The sequence below is a fragment of the Methylobacterium sp. D48H genome, assembly GCF_053345715.1.
Genome location: NZ_JBKFAP010000001.1, coordinates 1,242,630 through 1,257,701 on the forward strand (window position 1 = coordinate 1,242,630; position 15,072 = coordinate 1,257,701).

General features: G+C 70.7%; 18 protein-coding genes. 9 read left to right on the plus strand and 9 right to left on the minus strand.

From position 1 onward, the window contains the following. Nucleotides 1-8: 8 nt before the first annotated feature. A complete protein-coding gene (locus ACLBX8_RS06065) occupies nucleotides 9-1,511 on the minus strand; it encodes an NAD(P)H-hydrate dehydratase (RefSeq protein ID WP_447698333.1) in 1,503 nt (500 codons plus the stop codon). Nucleotides 1,512-1,705: 194 nt separating this feature from the next. On the opposite strand from ACLBX8_RS06065, the gene ACLBX8_RS06070 reads away from it, so the two are divergent. Both ACLBX8_RS06070 and ACLBX8_RS06075 read left to right on the plus strand, forming a co-directional pair. Then, the gene (locus tag ACLBX8_RS06070) at nucleotides 1,706-2,044 is read left to right on the plus strand and encodes a P-II family nitrogen regulator (protein ID WP_003600526.1); all 339 of its coding nucleotides are present in this window, start codon (nucleotides 1,706-1,708) and stop codon (nucleotides 2,042-2,044) included. Between the two features lie 185 nt (nucleotides 2,045-2,229). Then, complete coding sequence (locus tag ACLBX8_RS06075) at nucleotides 2,230-2,409, plus strand: DUF2735 domain-containing protein (protein ID WP_091926542.1); 180 nt, start codon at nucleotides 2,230-2,232, stop codon at nucleotides 2,407-2,409. Nucleotides 2,410-2,675: 266 nt separating this feature from the next. Here the strand turns inward: ACLBX8_RS06075 and ACLBX8_RS06080 are convergent, their stop codons facing one another. Beyond that, nucleotides 2,676-3,710, minus strand: coding sequence for a glutamine synthetase beta-grasp domain-containing protein (locus ACLBX8_RS06080; protein WP_012322031.1), 1,035 nt, complete (start codon nucleotides 3,708-3,710; stop codon nucleotides 2,676-2,678). 332 nt (nucleotides 3,711-4,042) lie between these two features. Here ACLBX8_RS06080 and glnA point away from each other — a divergent pair, with 332 nt between their 5' ends. Continuing rightward, nucleotides 4,043-5,452, plus strand: coding sequence for a type I glutamate--ammonia ligase (glnA, locus tag ACLBX8_RS06085; protein ID WP_012322030.1), 1,410 nt, complete (start codon nucleotides 4,043-4,045; stop codon nucleotides 5,450-5,452). Nucleotides 5,453-5,670: 218 nt separating this feature from the next. Then, nucleotides 5,671-6,309: a VOC family protein gene (locus ACLBX8_RS06090; RefSeq protein WP_447698332.1), complete on the plus strand. Its 639-nt coding sequence runs from the start codon at nucleotides 5,671-5,673 to the stop codon at nucleotides 6,307-6,309. Nucleotides 6,310-6,473: 164 nt separating this feature from the next. On the opposite strand, the gene ACLBX8_RS06095 is transcribed toward ACLBX8_RS06090, so the two are convergent. Further along, entirely contained in the window at nucleotides 6,474-7,097 is a 624-nt protein-coding gene (locus tag ACLBX8_RS06095) for a ribonuclease D (RefSeq protein WP_447680862.1), read from the minus strand. 99 nt (nucleotides 7,098-7,196) lie between these two features. On the opposite strand from ACLBX8_RS06095, the gene ACLBX8_RS06100 reads away from it, so the two are divergent. After that, nucleotides 7,197-7,625 carry a cupin domain-containing protein gene (locus ACLBX8_RS06100; RefSeq protein ID WP_447698331.1) on the plus strand — a complete coding sequence of 143 codons (429 nt, stop codon included), beginning with the start codon at nucleotides 7,197-7,199 and terminating at the stop codon, nucleotides 7,623-7,625. Between the two features lie 95 nt (nucleotides 7,626-7,720). Next, nucleotides 7,721-8,947 (plus strand): glycerophosphodiester phosphodiesterase family protein, encoded by a 1,227-nt coding sequence (locus ACLBX8_RS06105; protein WP_447698330.1) that lies wholly within the window; start codon nucleotides 7,721-7,723, stop codon nucleotides 8,945-8,947. A 220-nt stretch (nucleotides 8,948-9,167) separates the two neighbouring features. On the opposite strand, the gene ACLBX8_RS06110 is transcribed toward ACLBX8_RS06105, so the two are convergent. From ACLBX8_RS06110 to ACLBX8_RS06125, 4 genes are all read right to left on the minus strand, one after another. Continuing rightward, a complete protein-coding gene (locus ACLBX8_RS06110; RefSeq protein ID WP_447714741.1) occupies nucleotides 9,168-9,407 on the minus strand; it encodes a hypothetical protein in 240 nt (79 codons plus the stop codon). A gap of 21 nt (nucleotides 9,408-9,428) precedes the next feature. Further along, nucleotides 9,429-9,905, minus strand: coding sequence for a hypothetical protein (locus ACLBX8_RS06115; protein WP_234081968.1), 477 nt, complete (start codon nucleotides 9,903-9,905; stop codon nucleotides 9,429-9,431). 429 nt (nucleotides 9,906-10,334) lie between these two features. Then, a complete protein-coding gene (gene phbB / locus ACLBX8_RS06120; RefSeq protein WP_020090774.1) occupies nucleotides 10,335-11,063 on the minus strand; it encodes an acetoacetyl-CoA reductase in 729 nt (242 codons plus the stop codon). Between the two features lie 114 nt (nucleotides 11,064-11,177). Further along, the gene (locus ACLBX8_RS06125; protein WP_091926534.1) at nucleotides 11,178-12,362 is read right to left on the minus strand and encodes an acetyl-CoA C-acetyltransferase; all 1,185 of its coding nucleotides are present in this window, start codon (nucleotides 12,360-12,362) and stop codon (nucleotides 11,178-11,180) included. 325 nt (nucleotides 12,363-12,687) lie between these two features. Between ACLBX8_RS06125 and phaR the strand changes: the two genes are divergently transcribed. Together phaR and ACLBX8_RS06135 are read left to right on the plus strand one after the other, a co-directional pair. Then, entirely contained in the window at nucleotides 12,688-13,284 is a 597-nt protein-coding gene (phaR, locus tag ACLBX8_RS06130; protein ID WP_056531522.1) for a polyhydroxyalkanoate synthesis repressor PhaR, read from the plus strand. A gap of 93 nt (nucleotides 13,285-13,377) precedes the next feature. Further along, a complete protein-coding gene (locus tag ACLBX8_RS06135; protein WP_447714742.1) occupies nucleotides 13,378-13,692 on the plus strand; it encodes a hypothetical protein in 315 nt (104 codons plus the stop codon). A 19-nt stretch (nucleotides 13,693-13,711) separates the two neighbouring features. On the opposite strand, the gene rpmF is transcribed toward ACLBX8_RS06135, so the two are convergent. Beyond that, complete coding sequence (gene rpmF, locus ACLBX8_RS06140; RefSeq protein WP_003601373.1) at nucleotides 13,712-13,900, minus strand: 50S ribosomal protein L32; 189 nt, start codon at nucleotides 13,898-13,900, stop codon at nucleotides 13,712-13,714. 225 nt (nucleotides 13,901-14,125) lie between these two features. Between rpmF and ACLBX8_RS06145 the strand changes: the two genes are divergently transcribed. Next, nucleotides 14,126-14,485 carry a helix-hairpin-helix domain-containing protein gene (locus ACLBX8_RS06145; protein ID WP_091676385.1) on the plus strand — a complete coding sequence of 120 codons (360 nt, stop codon included), beginning with the start codon at nucleotides 14,126-14,128 and terminating at the stop codon, nucleotides 14,483-14,485. 3 nt (nucleotides 14,486-14,488) lie between these two features. Here ACLBX8_RS06145 and ACLBX8_RS06150 read toward each other — a convergent pair. Further along, nucleotides 14,489-15,072: hypothetical protein (locus ACLBX8_RS06150; protein WP_447714743.1), on the minus strand; the 584-nt coding region annotated here is incomplete at its 5' end.

Sequence of the window (15,072 nt, forward strand, 5' to 3'; positions counted from 1 at the left end):
CCGCCGGGTCAGCTCCCGGTCGACGCGACGAGGTCGCGCAAGACCGCCGGCATCAGCTCGGGGATGTCCTCGGCGATAAGGCCCGGCCCGTGGCGCAGGCCCGCATCCCCGTGAAGCCAGACGCCGGCCGCGGCGGCCGCGAAGGGCTCCATGCCCTGCGCGAGCAGGCCGGCGATCAGGCCGCCGAGCACGTCCCCGGACCCGGCCGTCCCGAGATAGGGGCTGCCGTGGTCGTTGATGGCCGCGCGGCCGTCGGGGGCCGCGATCACCGTGTCGGCCCCCTTGAAGACCACCACGGCGCCGGTGAGCGCGGCCGCCGCGCGGGCCCGGGCGACCTTGTCGGTGCCCTCGGCCATCGCGTCCGTCCCGTCGAAGAGCCGTGCGAACTCGCCGGCATGCGGGGTCAGCACGGCCCGCGCGTCCCCGTCGGCGAGATGGGCGGCGAGCAGCGGCGCCTTCCCGGCGAAGCTCGTCAGCGCGTCGGCGTCGAGGACGAGGCCGCGCCCGGCCGCGGCCGCCACGGCCACGCGCTCCCGGGTCGGCTCGCCGGTGCCGAGCCCGGGTCCGGCCAGGATCACGTTCAGCCGCTCGTCGGTGAGCAGGTCGTCGAGGTCGTCGGCGCTCTCGCAGGGCCGCAGCATGATCGCTGTGAGGTGGGCGGCGTTCTCGGGCAGCGCGGCGGTCGGGGACGCGACGGTGACGAGCCCGGCCCCGACCCGCAGGGCGGCGCGGGCGGCGAGCCGGGCGGCGCCGGTCTTGGTTGCCGGCCCGGACAGGACCAGGGCGTGGCCGCGGGTGTACTTGTGGCTCGCGCCGGTGAGGCGCGGGAAGTCCCGGCCCCACAGGTCGGGCCCGTTCCGGTCGAGGGGCGCGCCGGCGGCCAGGCCCGCCTCCAGCGCCGCCGGGCCGGTTCCGATATCGGCGAGGCTGAGCTGGCCGCACAGGCCCCGCCCTGGCTGGAGCAGGTGCCCGGGCTTGAAGGTCACGAAGGTCACGGTCTCCACTGCCCGGATGGCGGCGCCGCGCACCGCGCCGGTATCGCCGTCGACCCCGCTCGGCACGTCGACGGCGAGCACCGGCATCCCGGTCTCATTCACCGCCTCCACGAGCGCGCGGGCGGCGCCGTCGAGGTCGCGCGACAGGCCGGCGCCGAACAGCGCGTCGATCACGAGGTCGCCGGACGGCAGCGCGCCGCCCTCGGCCGGGCGCACCGGCCCCGTCCAGGCCGCGGCCGCGAGCGCGGCGTCCCCCGTCAGCGCCGACACCGCGCCGAGGCAGAGGAGCTCGACCGCGTAGCCGGCTTCGGCCAGCAGGCGCGCGGCCACGAAGCCGTCGCCGCCGTTGTTGCCCGGCCCGCACAGCACGACGACGCGGCCACCGGCCGGGAGCCTCGCCCGGGCGCGCCCGGCCACGGCGGCCCCGGCCGCTTCCATCAGCGTCAGGCCCGGCACGCCGCCCTCGATTGCCGCGGCATCGACCCGCCTCATTGCCGCGACCGTCAGCAACCGCATATCCGTCTCCGCCTCTGCCCGTGCACCGATCAGCCCTGACTAAAATCGCGCCAGATTCCGGTGAAGCGCTCTAAGGATGTGCGTGCATCGCACAGCAAATAGGCACTATGGTCGGACGCGCCGCGAAAACGGCGTGGCGAAGGCGTCACGAGGATGTTAGAAATGCCAGGCACCGCAGCGCAGGCCCGAGCGGCATGAAGAAGATCGAAGCGATCATCAAGCCTTTCAAGCTCGACGAGGTGAAGGAGGCGCTCCAGGAGGTCGGCCTCCAGGGCATCACCGTCATCGAGGCGAAGGGGTTCGGCCGTCAGAAGGGCCATACGGAGCTCTACCGGGGCGCCGAGTACGTGGTCGACTTCCTGCCCAAGGTGAAGCTCGAGATCGTCCTGTCCGACGCCCTGGTCGAGGGCGCCGTGGAGGCGATCCGCAAGTCGGCCCAGACCGGGCGCATCGGCGACGGCAAAATCTTCGTCTCGACGATCGAGGAGGCGATCCGCATCCGCACCGGCGAGACCGGCACGGACGCGATCTGACCCGAGCCCGCCCGCGGTCGTGAGACCGCCGGCGGCCGCGCTCCGCGCGACACTGCCTAAGATTTCGCACTGCGCGAATGTCCGGCATCGGCGCCTCCGGCCCTGGAGCGCCGCCTCCCGCACCCCACAACATCGGGAACGGCCGGCCCGACCGGCCGCTTAAACCGGATGCAGGAGGAAGTGCGATGGCCGCCACGGACCCGCGCGAGACCGCCAAGATCTACGATCTGTCCGCGTTCCGACGCGCGCGCGAGACCGCCCGGGCGGCTCCGGAGGCGAAGCCCGCGCCCGTGCCGAGCTTCGGCGGAGGCGCGTGGTACCACGAGGCCGCCATCCGCGAGGACGAGCGCCCGCGGCGGTCCTGAGGCGGGGGAATTCGGGAGCGATGGCGCCCCTGCGGCCGTCGAGCAGGCCCGACGGGCTCCCTCACCCGACCCACTCATCCTGACGTGCCCACGCCAGCGGGCCTCGAGAGGGCGCCCGGCGGTCCGCGCGATCCCCCGAGGCCTCCGTCGAGGCCTGCGCCGCGCTCCAACCCCCAGGACGGGGTAGATCGGAAGCCCGTTACCCCGGAAACGGCGAAGCCGGACCCGAGGGCCCGGCTTCGCATCGTCTGTCGAAGCTCCGCGTCTTACGCGGCTGCAGCGGCCTCGGTCGGCACGGAAGCGATCGTCTTCAGCACCTGCGAGGCGATCTGGTAGGGGTCGCCCTGCGAGTTCGGGCGGCGGTCCTCCAAGTAGCCCTTGTAGCCGTTGTTCACGAAGGAGTGCGGCACGCGAATCGAGGCGCCGCGGTCGGCCACGCCGTACGAGAACTCGTGGATCGAGGCGGTCTCGTGCTTGCCGGTCAGGCGCATGTGGTTGTCCGGACCGTAGACGGCGATGTGCTCCTCGCGGGCGTTCTTGAACGCCTCCATGAGCTTCTCGAAGTAGGCCTTGCCGCCGTGCTCGCGCATGAACGCGGTCGAGAAGTTGCAGTGCATGCCCGACCCGTTCCAGTCGGTGTCGCCGAGCGGCTTGCAGTGGTACTCGACGTCGATGCCGTACTTCTCGCAGAGGCGCTGCAGGAGGTAGCGGGCCATCCACATCTCGTCGGCGGCCTTCTTGGAGCCCTTGCCGAAGATCTGGAACTCCCACTGGCCCTTGGCCACCTCGGCGTTGATGCCCTCGTGGTTGATGCCGGCGTCGAGGCAGAGGTCGAGGTGCTCCTCGACGATCTTGCGGGCGACGTCGCCGACGTTCGAGTAGCCGACGCCGGTGTAGTACGGGCCCTGCGGCGCCGGGTAGCCGGAGGCCGGGAAGCCGAGCGGGCGGCCGTCCTTGTACAGGAAGTACTCCTGCTCGAAGCCGAACCAGGCGCCGGCATCGTCCAGGATGGTGGCGCGCTTGTTGGACTCGTGCGGGGTCACGCCGTCCGGCATCATCACTTCGCACATCACCAGCACGCCGTTCTTGCGGGCCGGGTCGGGGAAGTGGCGCACGGGCTTCAGCATGCAGTCGGAGCTGCCGCCCTCGGCCTGCTTGGTGGACGAGCCGTCGAAGCCCCACATCGGGAGCTGCTCGAGGGTCGGGAAGCTGTCGAATTCCTTGATCTGCGTCTTACCGCGGAGGTTCGGGGTCGGCGTGTACCCGTCGAGCCATATGTACTCGAGCTTGTATTTGGTCATTCCGGTTCTCTCGTCCGTATCGATGCGCGACCTGGGCAACCCGGGAAGACGCGAACGGCTTGCCGCCTCGTCGACGGCTGCGGCCGCAATTGCATGGATCGTGCCAGGAAGGCCATTGCCGGCGAACAACGGTGCCCTAGAAACGGAGCTGCCGATCACGGTTGCGAGATCGGGTGCGCGAACGGGCCGATCGTTTCATCCGTCGGCCGATTCCGCTGCCCGGCGGGTGGCAAGGCACGCCCGCGCCGGATATCAAGCGCCGCTTGCCGGCGCGCGACCGCGTGCGGGTGCGCCACGAGAGCCGATTCAGAGATCCCTGGAGGATGCCCACGATGACGACTGCGGCCGAGGTGCTGAAGACGATCCGGGACAACGACGTGCGTTACGTGGACTTCCGGTTCACCGACCCGCGCGGCAAGTGGCAGCACGTCACGTTCGACGTGTCGCTCATCGACGAGGAGATCTTCGACGAGGGCACCATGTTCGACGGCTCCTCGATCGCCGGCTGGAAGGCGATCAACGAGTCCGACATGCTGCTGATGCCGGATCCCGTCACCGCCACGCTGGACCCGTTCTTCTCGGCCGCGACCATGTCGATCGTCTGCGACGTGCTGGAGCCGGCCACCGGCGAGCCCTACGGCCGTGACCCGCGCGGCACCGCCAAGCGCGCCGAGGCCTACCTGCAGCAGACCGGCATCGGCGACACGATCTACGTCGGCCCCGAGGCCGAGTTCTTCGTGTTCGACGACGTGAAGTTCGGCGCCGACCCGTACCGCACGGGCTTCGAGCTCGACTCCACCGAGCTGCCGACCAACGGCTTCACCGACTACGAGGGCGGCAACCTCGGCCACCGGGTCCAGACCAAGGGCGGCTACTTCCCGGTCCCGCCGCAGGATTCGGCGCAGGACATGCGCGGCGAGATGCTCGCGGCCATGCAGTCCATGGGCGTGAAGGTCGAGAAGCACCACCACGAGGTGGCCTCGGCCCAGCACGAGCTCGGCATGAAGTTCGATACGCTGACCCTGCTCGCCGACCACATGCAGATCTACAAGTACTGCATCCACAACGTCGCGCAGAGCTACGGCAAGTCCGCGACCTTCATGCCCAAGCCCGTCTACGGCGACAACGGCTCAGGGATGCACGTCCACCAGTCGATCTGGAAGGACGGCAAGCCGGTCTTCGCGGGCGACAAGTATGCCGGCCTGTCCCAGGAGTGCCTCTGGTACATCGGTGGCATCATCAAGCACGCCAAGGCGCTGAACGCCTTCACCAACCCGTCGACCAACTCGTACAAGCGCCTGGTGCCGGGCTACGAGGCGCCGGTGCTGCTCGCCTACTCGGCGCGCAACCGCTCGGCCTCCTGCCGCATCCCGTGGACCAAGAGCCCGAAGGCCAAGCGCGTCGAGGTCCGCTTCCCCGACCCGATGGCGAACCCCTACCTCGCCTTCTCGGCGCTGCTGATGGCCGGCCTCGACGGCATCCGGAACAAGATCGACCCGGGCCCGGCCATGGACAAGGACCTGTACGAGCTGCCGCCGCGGGAGCTGAAGAAGATCCCGACCGTGTGCGGGTCGCTCCGGGAGGCCCTGAACAGCCTCGACAAGGACCGGGCCTTCCTCAAGGAGGGCGGCGTGTTCTCGGACGACCAGATCGACTCGTTCATCGAGCTGAAGATGACCGAGGTCCTGCGCTACGAGATGACACCGCACCCGATCGAGTTCGTGCAGTACTACTCGCTGTGATGTGAGAGCCGGCCGGGCACGAGGCCCGGCCCGGCACGCACTCCCGGGCCGGGGCCTCTCGCGGGGCCCCGGCCTTTTTCTTGGGGACGCTCAGACGTTACCCCTCGCCGCCTCACCCGAGGCAGCCCGTGAGCGCCGAGACCGGGTCGGGACCGGTGCGGTCCCGGGCATGCCCGGCGGCCGGCTGCATAGGTGCCCGCGCGCACGGAGCCCGAACGATGCTCACCCTCGACCACCTCGTCGTCGTCGCGCCCGACCTCGCGGAGGGCGTGGCCCATGTGCGGGACTGCCTCGGCCTCGCCATGCCCGAGGGCGGTCGCCACCGCGAGATGGGCACGCGCAACCACCTGCTGCGCCTCGGCGACGCCCTGTTCCTGGAGGTGATCGCCGTCGATCCGGAGGCGCCGCCGCCGTCGGGCGCCCGCTGGTTCGGCCTCGGCGACGCGGCGCGGGTGCGGGCCGACTGGGATTCGGGCCGGCGGCTGCGCGGCTTCGTCGCCCGCGCGGACGATCTCGACGGCCTCCTCGCCGCGCACAGCGCGCTCCTCGGCGCGGCGGCGACGATGACCCGGGGCGACCTGTCCTGGCGCTTCGCGGTGCCCCCGGGCGGGGCGTGGCCGGCGGACGGGGCCGCGCCCTGCGCGATGGCGTGGGGACCGCGCGGCAATCCCGCCGCGACGATGCCGGATCTCGGCGCCGGTCTGGAGGCGCTCGTCCTGACGGATCCGGATCCCGCCGCCGTCGCGGGGCTTCACGCGGCGCTGGGCCTCGTCGCTCCACCGCAGGTTGTGTCCGGCCCGGGCTCGCGCTGGACCGCCCGGATCAGCACGCCGTCGGGCCCGCGGACCCTGACCTGAGGGCGACGGACCCTCCTCGCCGGCCTGATCGGGTGGGCGACCGGCGAGGAGGGCCTGGCCGGGACTCGGAAGCCCAGGCAGCCACAACCTACCAGCGACTTATCGCGGTGCGGTGACAGGAAAGTCTCACTCCGCACAGGAAGTGTGCAGGCCCCGCCTGACGATCAGGTGTGCGCGAAGATGTCGGTCTCGGGCCAGCCGTCGAGGTCGAGGCGCGCCCGCGTCGGCAGGAAGCCGAAGCAGGCGGCCGCGAGGTCGGTGCGACCCTCCCGGGCCAGCATCGCGTCGAGCCGCTCCCGGGCCGCGTGGAGGTGGAGGACGTCCGAGGCCGCGTAGTCGAGCTGGGCCTGCGACAGGGTCTCGGCGCCCCAGTCCGAGGATTGCTGCTGCTTCGACAGGTCGACGCCGACCAGCTCGCGGACCACGTCCTTCAGCCCGTGGCGATCCGTGTAGGTGCGCGCGAGCTTCGAGGCGATCTTGGTGCAGTAGACCGGGCTCGGCATCACGCCGAGGGCCCTGTACAGGACCGCCACGTCGAACCGCGCGAAGTGGAAGATCTTCAGGATGCCGGGATCGGCTAGGACCCGCTTGAGCACGACCGGCTCCGGCCCGTCCTGCGGGATCTGCACCACGTCGGCCGTGCCGTCGCCGGTGGAGAGCTGCACAACGCAGAGGCGGTCCCGATGCGGGTTGAGACCGAGCGTCTCGGTGTCGATGGCCACCGCCCGCCCCGCGTCGTAGGTGGCGGGCAGGTCGCCGCGGTGGAGACGTACGGTCGGGCTCGGCATCGTTCTCGGACCTTGCGGGGTTTTCGGCCGGTAGCATCGGTGCCAAGTGCCGGCAAGCCGCGGACGATCCGCGCGGCCGGGACCGACAGGGAGCTGGACATGACGGCAGCCGAGGTGATCGCGACCCTGGGGTTGAATCCCCATCCGGAGGGCGGCCATTACCGCGAGACGTTCCGCGATCCACGGACCGTCGACGGCCGTTCGGTCGGCACCGCGATCTACTTCCTGCTCGACCTCGGCGAGGTCTCGGCGTGGCACCGGGTCGACGCCACCGAGATCTGGCACTGGCACGCCGGCGCGCCGCTGGTGATCACCACGAGCCCCAACGGGCACGACGCCGAGGCCCGGCATCTCGGGCCGGACCTCGCCGCCGGGCAGCGCCCGCAATGCGTCGTGCCGGCCGGCCACTGGCAGACCGCCACCAGCCTGGGCGCCTGGACGCTCGTCGGCTGCACGGTCTCGCCGGGCTTCGACTTCGCCGGCTTCGAGATGGCGCCGCCCGACTGGCGGCCGACGCCGCGCGGATGATCCGCCGCTATCATGGCGGCGGCGCGCCGGGGCGTGCGGGGTCACGCCCCTGTCACCGTCCCCCTCTACCGGCGGCCTGAAACGGGAGGTTCGCGATGCGTGCGATCATGTTGGGGCTGGGGCTGCTTCTGGGAGCGGGCCCCGCGCTCGCCGGCGAGGCCGCCCAGCTCGGCCCCCGGCCCTTCTATCTCGTCGACCAGCTGAAGCCCGGCCCGCTCAAGGACAGGCTCGCCGCCTGCGGCGTCGACCGGACCTACACGCCCCGGACCTTCTCGATCTCGCACCGCGGCGCGCCGCTGATGTTTCCCGAACACACCCGGGAGGGCCTGCTCGCCGCGTACCGGATGGGCGCCGGGATCATCGAGTGCGACGTGGCCTTCACCAAGGACCGCCAGCTCGTCTGCCGCCACAGCCAGTGCGACCTGCACACGACCACCGACATCCTCGCCCGGCCCGAGCTCGCGGCGAAGTGCACGCAGGGCTTCACGCCGGCCGACCCGGCCACCGGGCGGAAGGCCTCGGCCAAGTGCTGCACCAGCGACCTGACGCTGGACGAATTCAAGTCGCTGAACGGGAAGATGGACGCGTCCGACCCGGACGCCACCACGGTGGCGGCCTACATGAACGCCACGCCGCGCTGGCGCACCGACCTCTACGCCGGCACCGGCACGCTGATGTCGCACAAAGAGTACATCGCGCTGGTGAAGGGGATGGGGCGGAAATTCACCCCCGAACTGAAGGCGCCCCAGGTCCCGATGCCGTTCCAGGGCACCTACACGCAGGACATGTACGCCCAGCAGCTGGTCGACGAGTACCGGGAGGCCGGGATCCCGGCCTCCGACGTCTACCCGCAGAGCTTCCAGCTCCGCGACATCCTCTACTGGTTGGAGAAGGATCCGGAATTCGGCCGCCAGGCGATCTTCCTCGACGACCGGGACGAGACCGCGAAGGGCTTCGACCCGGAGAAGCCCGCCACGTGGCAGCCCGGCATGGCCGAGCTCGCCCGGAAGGGCGTGAAGATCCTGGCGCCGCCGCTGTGGATGCTGGTCCGGCCGGGCCCGGACGGGACGATCGAGCCCTCGACCTACGCCCGGGAGGCCAAGGCGGCCGGGCTGGGGCTGATCGCGTGGTCGCTGGAGCGCTCGGGCCCCCTGAAGGGCGGCGGCGGGTACTATTACCAGTCGATCAAGCCGGTGGTCACCGGCGACGGCGACATCCTGCGGCTGCTCGACGTCCTGCACGGTCAGGTGGGCGTGCTGGGAGTCTTCTCCGACTGGCCCGCGACCACGACCTTCTACGCCAACTGCGTCGGCGCTCCGTAACGCCGCCGCTCAGTCGGCCCAGAGGGCCACGAGGGAGAAGAGGCCGGCCATCACGAAGTTCACGATCAGGAAGCCGGTGATGATGAGGGCGAGCGTCATGGTGGCCTCGGAGGCGGAGCGGTCTGGGGGATGGGGGCGCGGCGCGGCCAGGTCTTCGTGGACCTGCGCCGCCCGCCGATGAGCCCCGCGGCGCGACCGCAGGGCCGTGCGCGGTGTCCGCCTAGTGCGGGCTCAGCACGTGGAGGAGGTTGAACAGGTACTCACCGCTCAGCGGCTTCCAGCCGAGCCGCCGCCGGATCAGGCCGTAGCCCGCGCAGGTCAGAGCGGCGGAGCCGAGGACAGCGAGCGTGAACCACACGAGGCTGGCGGTCGCGAACCCGACGGCGATGCCGATCAGGGCCACGGTCACGAAGATGATCCGGCTCGGGTTGCGCGGGCCGCGCGTCGTCATGTCGGACATGGGGACCTCCCTCGATCCGGATCAGCGGGCGCGGCAGTTCGGGCCGTACCAAGTCATGGTCCGGCGATCCATGCCGCCGTCCGAGGAGGCGCCGCAGACGGGGAACCGCGCGTCGCCGGTGCGCTGCAGGCTCATGACCTTGTAGAGGTCCTGCTGCGCCTCGCGGCGGCGGTTCTGCTCGGCGAGCTGCGCCTGCCAGTACAGGTTGCTGTTGGACTGGGCGACGGCGCGCTGCTGGTGGAGCCCCATCATGCACTCGGCGAAGCCGTCGGTGCCGGGCTCGAAGCCGAAGGCGTAGCACTGGTTCTGATCCAGCGCGTGGCGCTCCTGCGGGGTGACGCAGGCCGCCAGCCCCAGGGCACAGGCCGCCGCGAGCCCGAGCTTCGCGATTGCGGGCAGCCCGGAGCGGTCGTCACGGATCGCGGTCGTGCGGGAAGAACAATTCTGGCTCGCGCCGATAAACTGAACGCCGAATTTACCGTGAAACCAGTTGTTCATGATCCTCAGGACCTCGATTTCTATCGGCAGGACCATCCGTGAGCCGATGGAAGGAGGTCTATACGAGGCCGTTCGAATTGTTCGTGTCTCAGAACACGCGGGCCGGCGGCTCGATCGCTGCCCGCAATGCCCGTTATCCCGCCCAACGCGCGATTCCGCACGCGGGGAAGGACTTTCGTCACGCTTGATGGGTCGGATGGTGCGGGCCCGCGACCACGGCCGGCGGCGCGCGCGGCGCGTGGGCCGGACCGGCGCGGCCCGGGACGGTCGCCGGCAGGCGGGGCCCGGCGCTAGGAGCGCCGTCGTCGGGCTCGGCCGCGCGGAGTGTCGGAAGGAACGCTCACCGGACGGAGAGATGCGCGTCCGGCGCGGTGGGGCGGCTCGCCCACAGGGCGGGCGCGCCGGGTCGATCCGGCGCGCCCGCGGCGATCAGACGAAGTGCTGGCCGCCGTTGATGGTCAGCGTCGAGCCGTTCACGAAGCCGGCCTCGTCGCTGGCGAGATACTCGACCGCGTGGGCGATCTCGTCGGCCTCGCCGAGGCGGCCGGTCGGGATCGTGGAGATGATCTTGTTGCGGATGTCCTCCGCCACCGCCATCACCATCTCGGTGGCGATGTAGCCCGGCGCCACCACGTTGACCGTGATGCCCTTCGAGGCGCTCTCCTGCGCGAGCGCCTTTGCGAAGCCGATCACGCCGGCCTTGGCGGCCGAGTAGTTGGTCTGCCCGGCCTGGCCCTTCTGGCCGTTGATCGACGAGATGATGATGATGCGGCCGAAGTTGCGGCTGCGCATGCCTTCGATCAGCGGACGGGTGCAGGTGAACATCGAGTCCAGGTTGGTCTTGATGACCGCCTGCCACTTCTCGAACGTCATCTTGTGGAAGGCACCGTCCCGGGTGATGCCGGCGTTGTTCACCAGGATGTCCACCGGGCCGAGCTCGGCCTCGATCGCCTTGATGCCGGCCTCGCAGCTCGCGAGATCGCCCACGTCGAACTTGAAGACGGGGATGCCGGTCTCGGCCTTGAAGGCGTTGGCCGCCTCGTCGTTGCCGGCGTAGTTGGCGGCGACCTTGTAGCCCTTGTCCTTGAGCCGCTTCGAGATCGCCGCGCCGATGCCGCGGGTGCCGCCCGTCACGAGGGCGACGCGTCCTTGAGCCATTGTTTCCTCCTGTTCGCATCACTTGATGCCGCGTGCGGATGGCGTCCGCACGCGATTTTTTCTGACTTCGGCCTTAAGTCTATGTTGTGGGCCGATACTGTCGTGACAGACCGATCAGGTCCGCTCGACGCACATCGCCACGCCCATGCCGCCGCCGATGCAGAGCGTGGCGAGGCCCTTCTTGGCGTCGCGGCGCTTCATCTCGTGGAGCAGGGTGACGAGGACGCGGGCGCCCGAGGCACCGATCGGGTGGCCGATGGCGATGGCGCCGCCGTTGACGTTCACCTTCGCGTCGTCCCAGCCCATATCCTTGTTCACGGCCAGCGCCTGGGCCGCGAAGGCCTCGTTCGCCTCGATCAGGTCGAGGTCGGACGGCTTCCAGCCGGCCTTGTCCAGGGCCTTGCGCGAGGCCGGGATCGGGCCGGTGCCCATCACCTTCGGGTCGACGCCGGCGGTCGCCCAGGACTTGATCCGGGCGAGCGGGGTCAGGCCGCGGCGCTCGGCCTCCGAGGCCGACATCAGCACCAGGGCGGCGGCGCCGTCGTTGAGGCCCGAGGCGTTGGCGGCCGTGACGGTGCCGTCCTTGGTGAAGGCCGGCTTCAACTTGCCCATCGCCTCCAGGGTGGCGCCGTCGCGGATGTACTCGTCGGTGTCGACGATCGTGTCGCCCTTCTTGCCCGGCACCGTGACGGGGACGATCTCGTCCTTGAACCGGCCCTCCTTGCGGGCGGCCTCGGCCTTGTTCTGCGAGCGGGTCGCGAACTGGTCCTGCTGCTCGCGGGTGAGCTGGAAGGCCTGGGCGACGTTCTCGGCGGTCTGGCCCATATGGTAGCCGTTGAAGGCGTCCCAGAGCCCGTCCTTGATCATGGTGTCGACGAGCTTCACGTCGCCCATCTTCTGACCGCCGCGCAGGTACTGCGCGTGGGGCGACAGCGACATCGATTCCTGGCCGCCGGCCACGATGACCTTGGCGTCGCCGTTGGCGATCTGCTGCATGCCGATCGCGACCGTGCGCAGGCCCGATCCGCAGACCTGGTTGAGGCCCCAGGCGGTAGCCTTCTCGGGGATGCCGGCCTTGATGGCCGCCTGCCGGGCGGGGTTCTGGCCGGCGCCCGCGGTGAGGACCTGGCCGAAGATCACCTCGTCCACCTCGTCGGGCGAGACCTTGGCGCGCTCTAGGGCGGCCTTGATCGCCGTCGCGCCGAGCTCGTGGGCCGGCACCGCCCCGAAGGCGCCGCCGAACGAGCCGACCGGCGTGCGCGCCGCTCCGACGATGACGATCTCTTCGCTGCCTGCCATGTGAACGTTCTCCTCTCGCGAGCCGGCGCGCCTTCCACGTCCCGGGGCGCGCTCTGTGCCGGCCCTGGGATGAAGGGCCTGAGGTGGGCGAAGTCAAGGTTGTGGATCAACGCGCCAAACGCGCCGATGACGCGACCGCGAGACTGAAATGGCGCGACCGCCCCGACCGCTCTGCATTATTCTGCGTTGAACAGCTGCAGTTTGCTGTTTTCTGCGCCCGGGGAAGGCTTTAAGGATCGTGTTGCGGGCGCGAAGACAGCCCCCGTCAGACAGCACCGCGCGTCTGCAACGCCCCCCGGTCCCGAGTCCAGAAAGGCCGTTCCCGATGGCGGATACCGTCAAGGCCACCCAGACCGTCATCAAGAAGTACGCCAACCGGCGCCTCTATCACACCGGCACCTCGACGTACGTGACGCTGGAGGACCTCGCCACGATGGTGCAGAACGGCGAGGATTTCGTCGTCTACGACGCGCGCACGGGCGACGACATCACCCGCTCGGTCCTGACACAGATCATCTTCGAGCAGGAGAACAAGGCCGGCGCCGAGAACCTGCTCCCGGTGGCGTTCCTGCGCCAGCTGATCCGCTTCTACGGCGACAGCATGCGCACGATGGTGCCGAGCTTCCTCGAGTTCTCCATGGCGAACTTCGCCAAGGACCAGGACGGCCTGCGCGAGAAGTTCGCCCAGAGCTTCGGCCCGGCGGCGTTCCAGAACGCCATCGAGCAGCAGGTGCGCACCAACATGAACTTCTTCGGCGATGCCATGAAGATGTTCACGGGCTTCGCCCCGCCCGCGCCGGGAGCCCAGCCGACCGCGCCGGCCGCGACTCAGCCCGCGACCTACGGGGGCGGCGAGCTGGACGATCTCAAGCGCCAGATGCTGGAGATGCAGCAGCGCCTGGAAGCGCTCGCGAAAAAGTAATTCGGCCGGACCGACCGGACGAAGGGTTGACGATCGGTAAACGTCGGCCCCACCTTTGCGACACGGGCACGGAAACGTGCGGAGAATGTGCGCATGGTGCGTATCGGAACAGTCAGCCGTCTCGGCCCGACACAGGTCCGCTCCACCCGGCGCGCGCCGGTCCCGGACGCGGACGCCTCCCCCGAGGCGGCGCGGACGGAGGTCCAGGCGCTCGCCCTGATCGACGGTGGCCGGTCCGATGAGCCGCCCGCCCCCCGGACATCGGAACGCGCGGCCGCGGGGAGACCCCGCGCCGGCTTCATCGCGCAATTGCTGACGGCGGGCGATCCGACGCTGCTGCCGTCGCGCCTGGAACGGACCCGGATGGCCGCCGCGCGCTACGCGGAGGCCGCGCGGCGCCTCGCCTGAGGCGCCGCCCTCGCGAGGCTCAGGCCTCGGCCGACTTCACCTTCAGGACCTGACGGCCGCGGTACATGCCGGTCTTCAGGTCGATGTGGTGCGGACGGCGCAGCTCGCCGGAATCCTTGTCCTCGACGTAGGTCGGCGCCTTGAGGGCGTCGGCCGAGCGGCGCATGCCGCGGCGGGAGGGGGAGGTCTTTCGCTTCGGAACGGCCATGGCTGGATCCTTCGTGACGCCGCGGACAAAGCGGCGCGCGGGCGGCTCCTCGATCGAGGATCGCCACGCACACCGCGGGATACGGATGAGGCCGGGCTTATAGCTCCGGCGCCGGCCCGTGACTAGGGGTGCCGGACCACAACCGTTAAGGGCGGGTTCAAGCGGAGCGGCGCAGATCTGGCCGGACGGCACCGCTGTGCGGGCCGCGCCTCTCGGGAGAACGCCATGGCTTCCTCCACCAAGACCCTCGCCCTCCTCGCCCTCCTGTCGAGCCTCGTCGCGGCCCCGGCCCTGGCGCAGGCGCCGCAGGCGCCGACGACCGCGGCACCGACGGCCCCCGCGAAGCCCGCGGCCCCGAGCGCGCCCGTCGCCGGATCGCCGAACGCCGCCAAGGGGGCGCTGATCGATCTCAACAGCGCCAGCACCGAGGAGCTCGACGCGCTGCCCGGCATCGGCGCGGCGCGCGCGGCCGCGATCATCAAGGGACGGCCGTATCGCGGGAAGGACGATCTCGTCTCCAAGAAGATCATCCCGCAGAGCGTCTACGACGGCATCAAGGACAAGATCATCGCCAAGCAGAAGTAGCCGCTACTCGGCGATCGCCCCCTGGGGCATGGAGAAGCCGGGGGGCGTCTTCGGGGCCGCTGCGGCCTTCGGTGCCGCCTGGCGGGGCGCCTTCTTGCGGGCCTCGGCCTTCGGCACCTTCGGCGCCTTGACGGCGGGCGGCGCCTCGCAGGCGCGGAAGGTCAGCTGCGCCAGGGGCGTCCCCTCCTCGCTCACGATCGCGATCGGGTCGGGGAAGGTCGGCAGCGTCGGCTCCCAGTGGATCGAACCGCCCAGCATCGCCTCGATGCCCGACGCGGCGCCGCCGCGCCGCAGCGTCGTGAAATCGGGCCCGTAGGCCGTGGCGACCTTTCCGGCGATCACCACCTGGAGAACCTCGTTCACCTCGGTCGTCAGCGGCCTGAGCGGGTTCGTCGTGCGGACCTGCCCGGCCCGCGTGATCACCATCTTGAACCCCTTGGCGCTCTCGAAGCGGGCCGCCTGCGTCCCGCAGGGCTGCTCGAGGGTCGGGCCGGCGGCGGGCGTGGGGGTCGCCGCCTGAGGGGCGGCTTGGCCCGGCGGCGGCGGCGCGGCGGGCGCGGCCGGCGCAGGCGCGGCCGGTGCAGGCG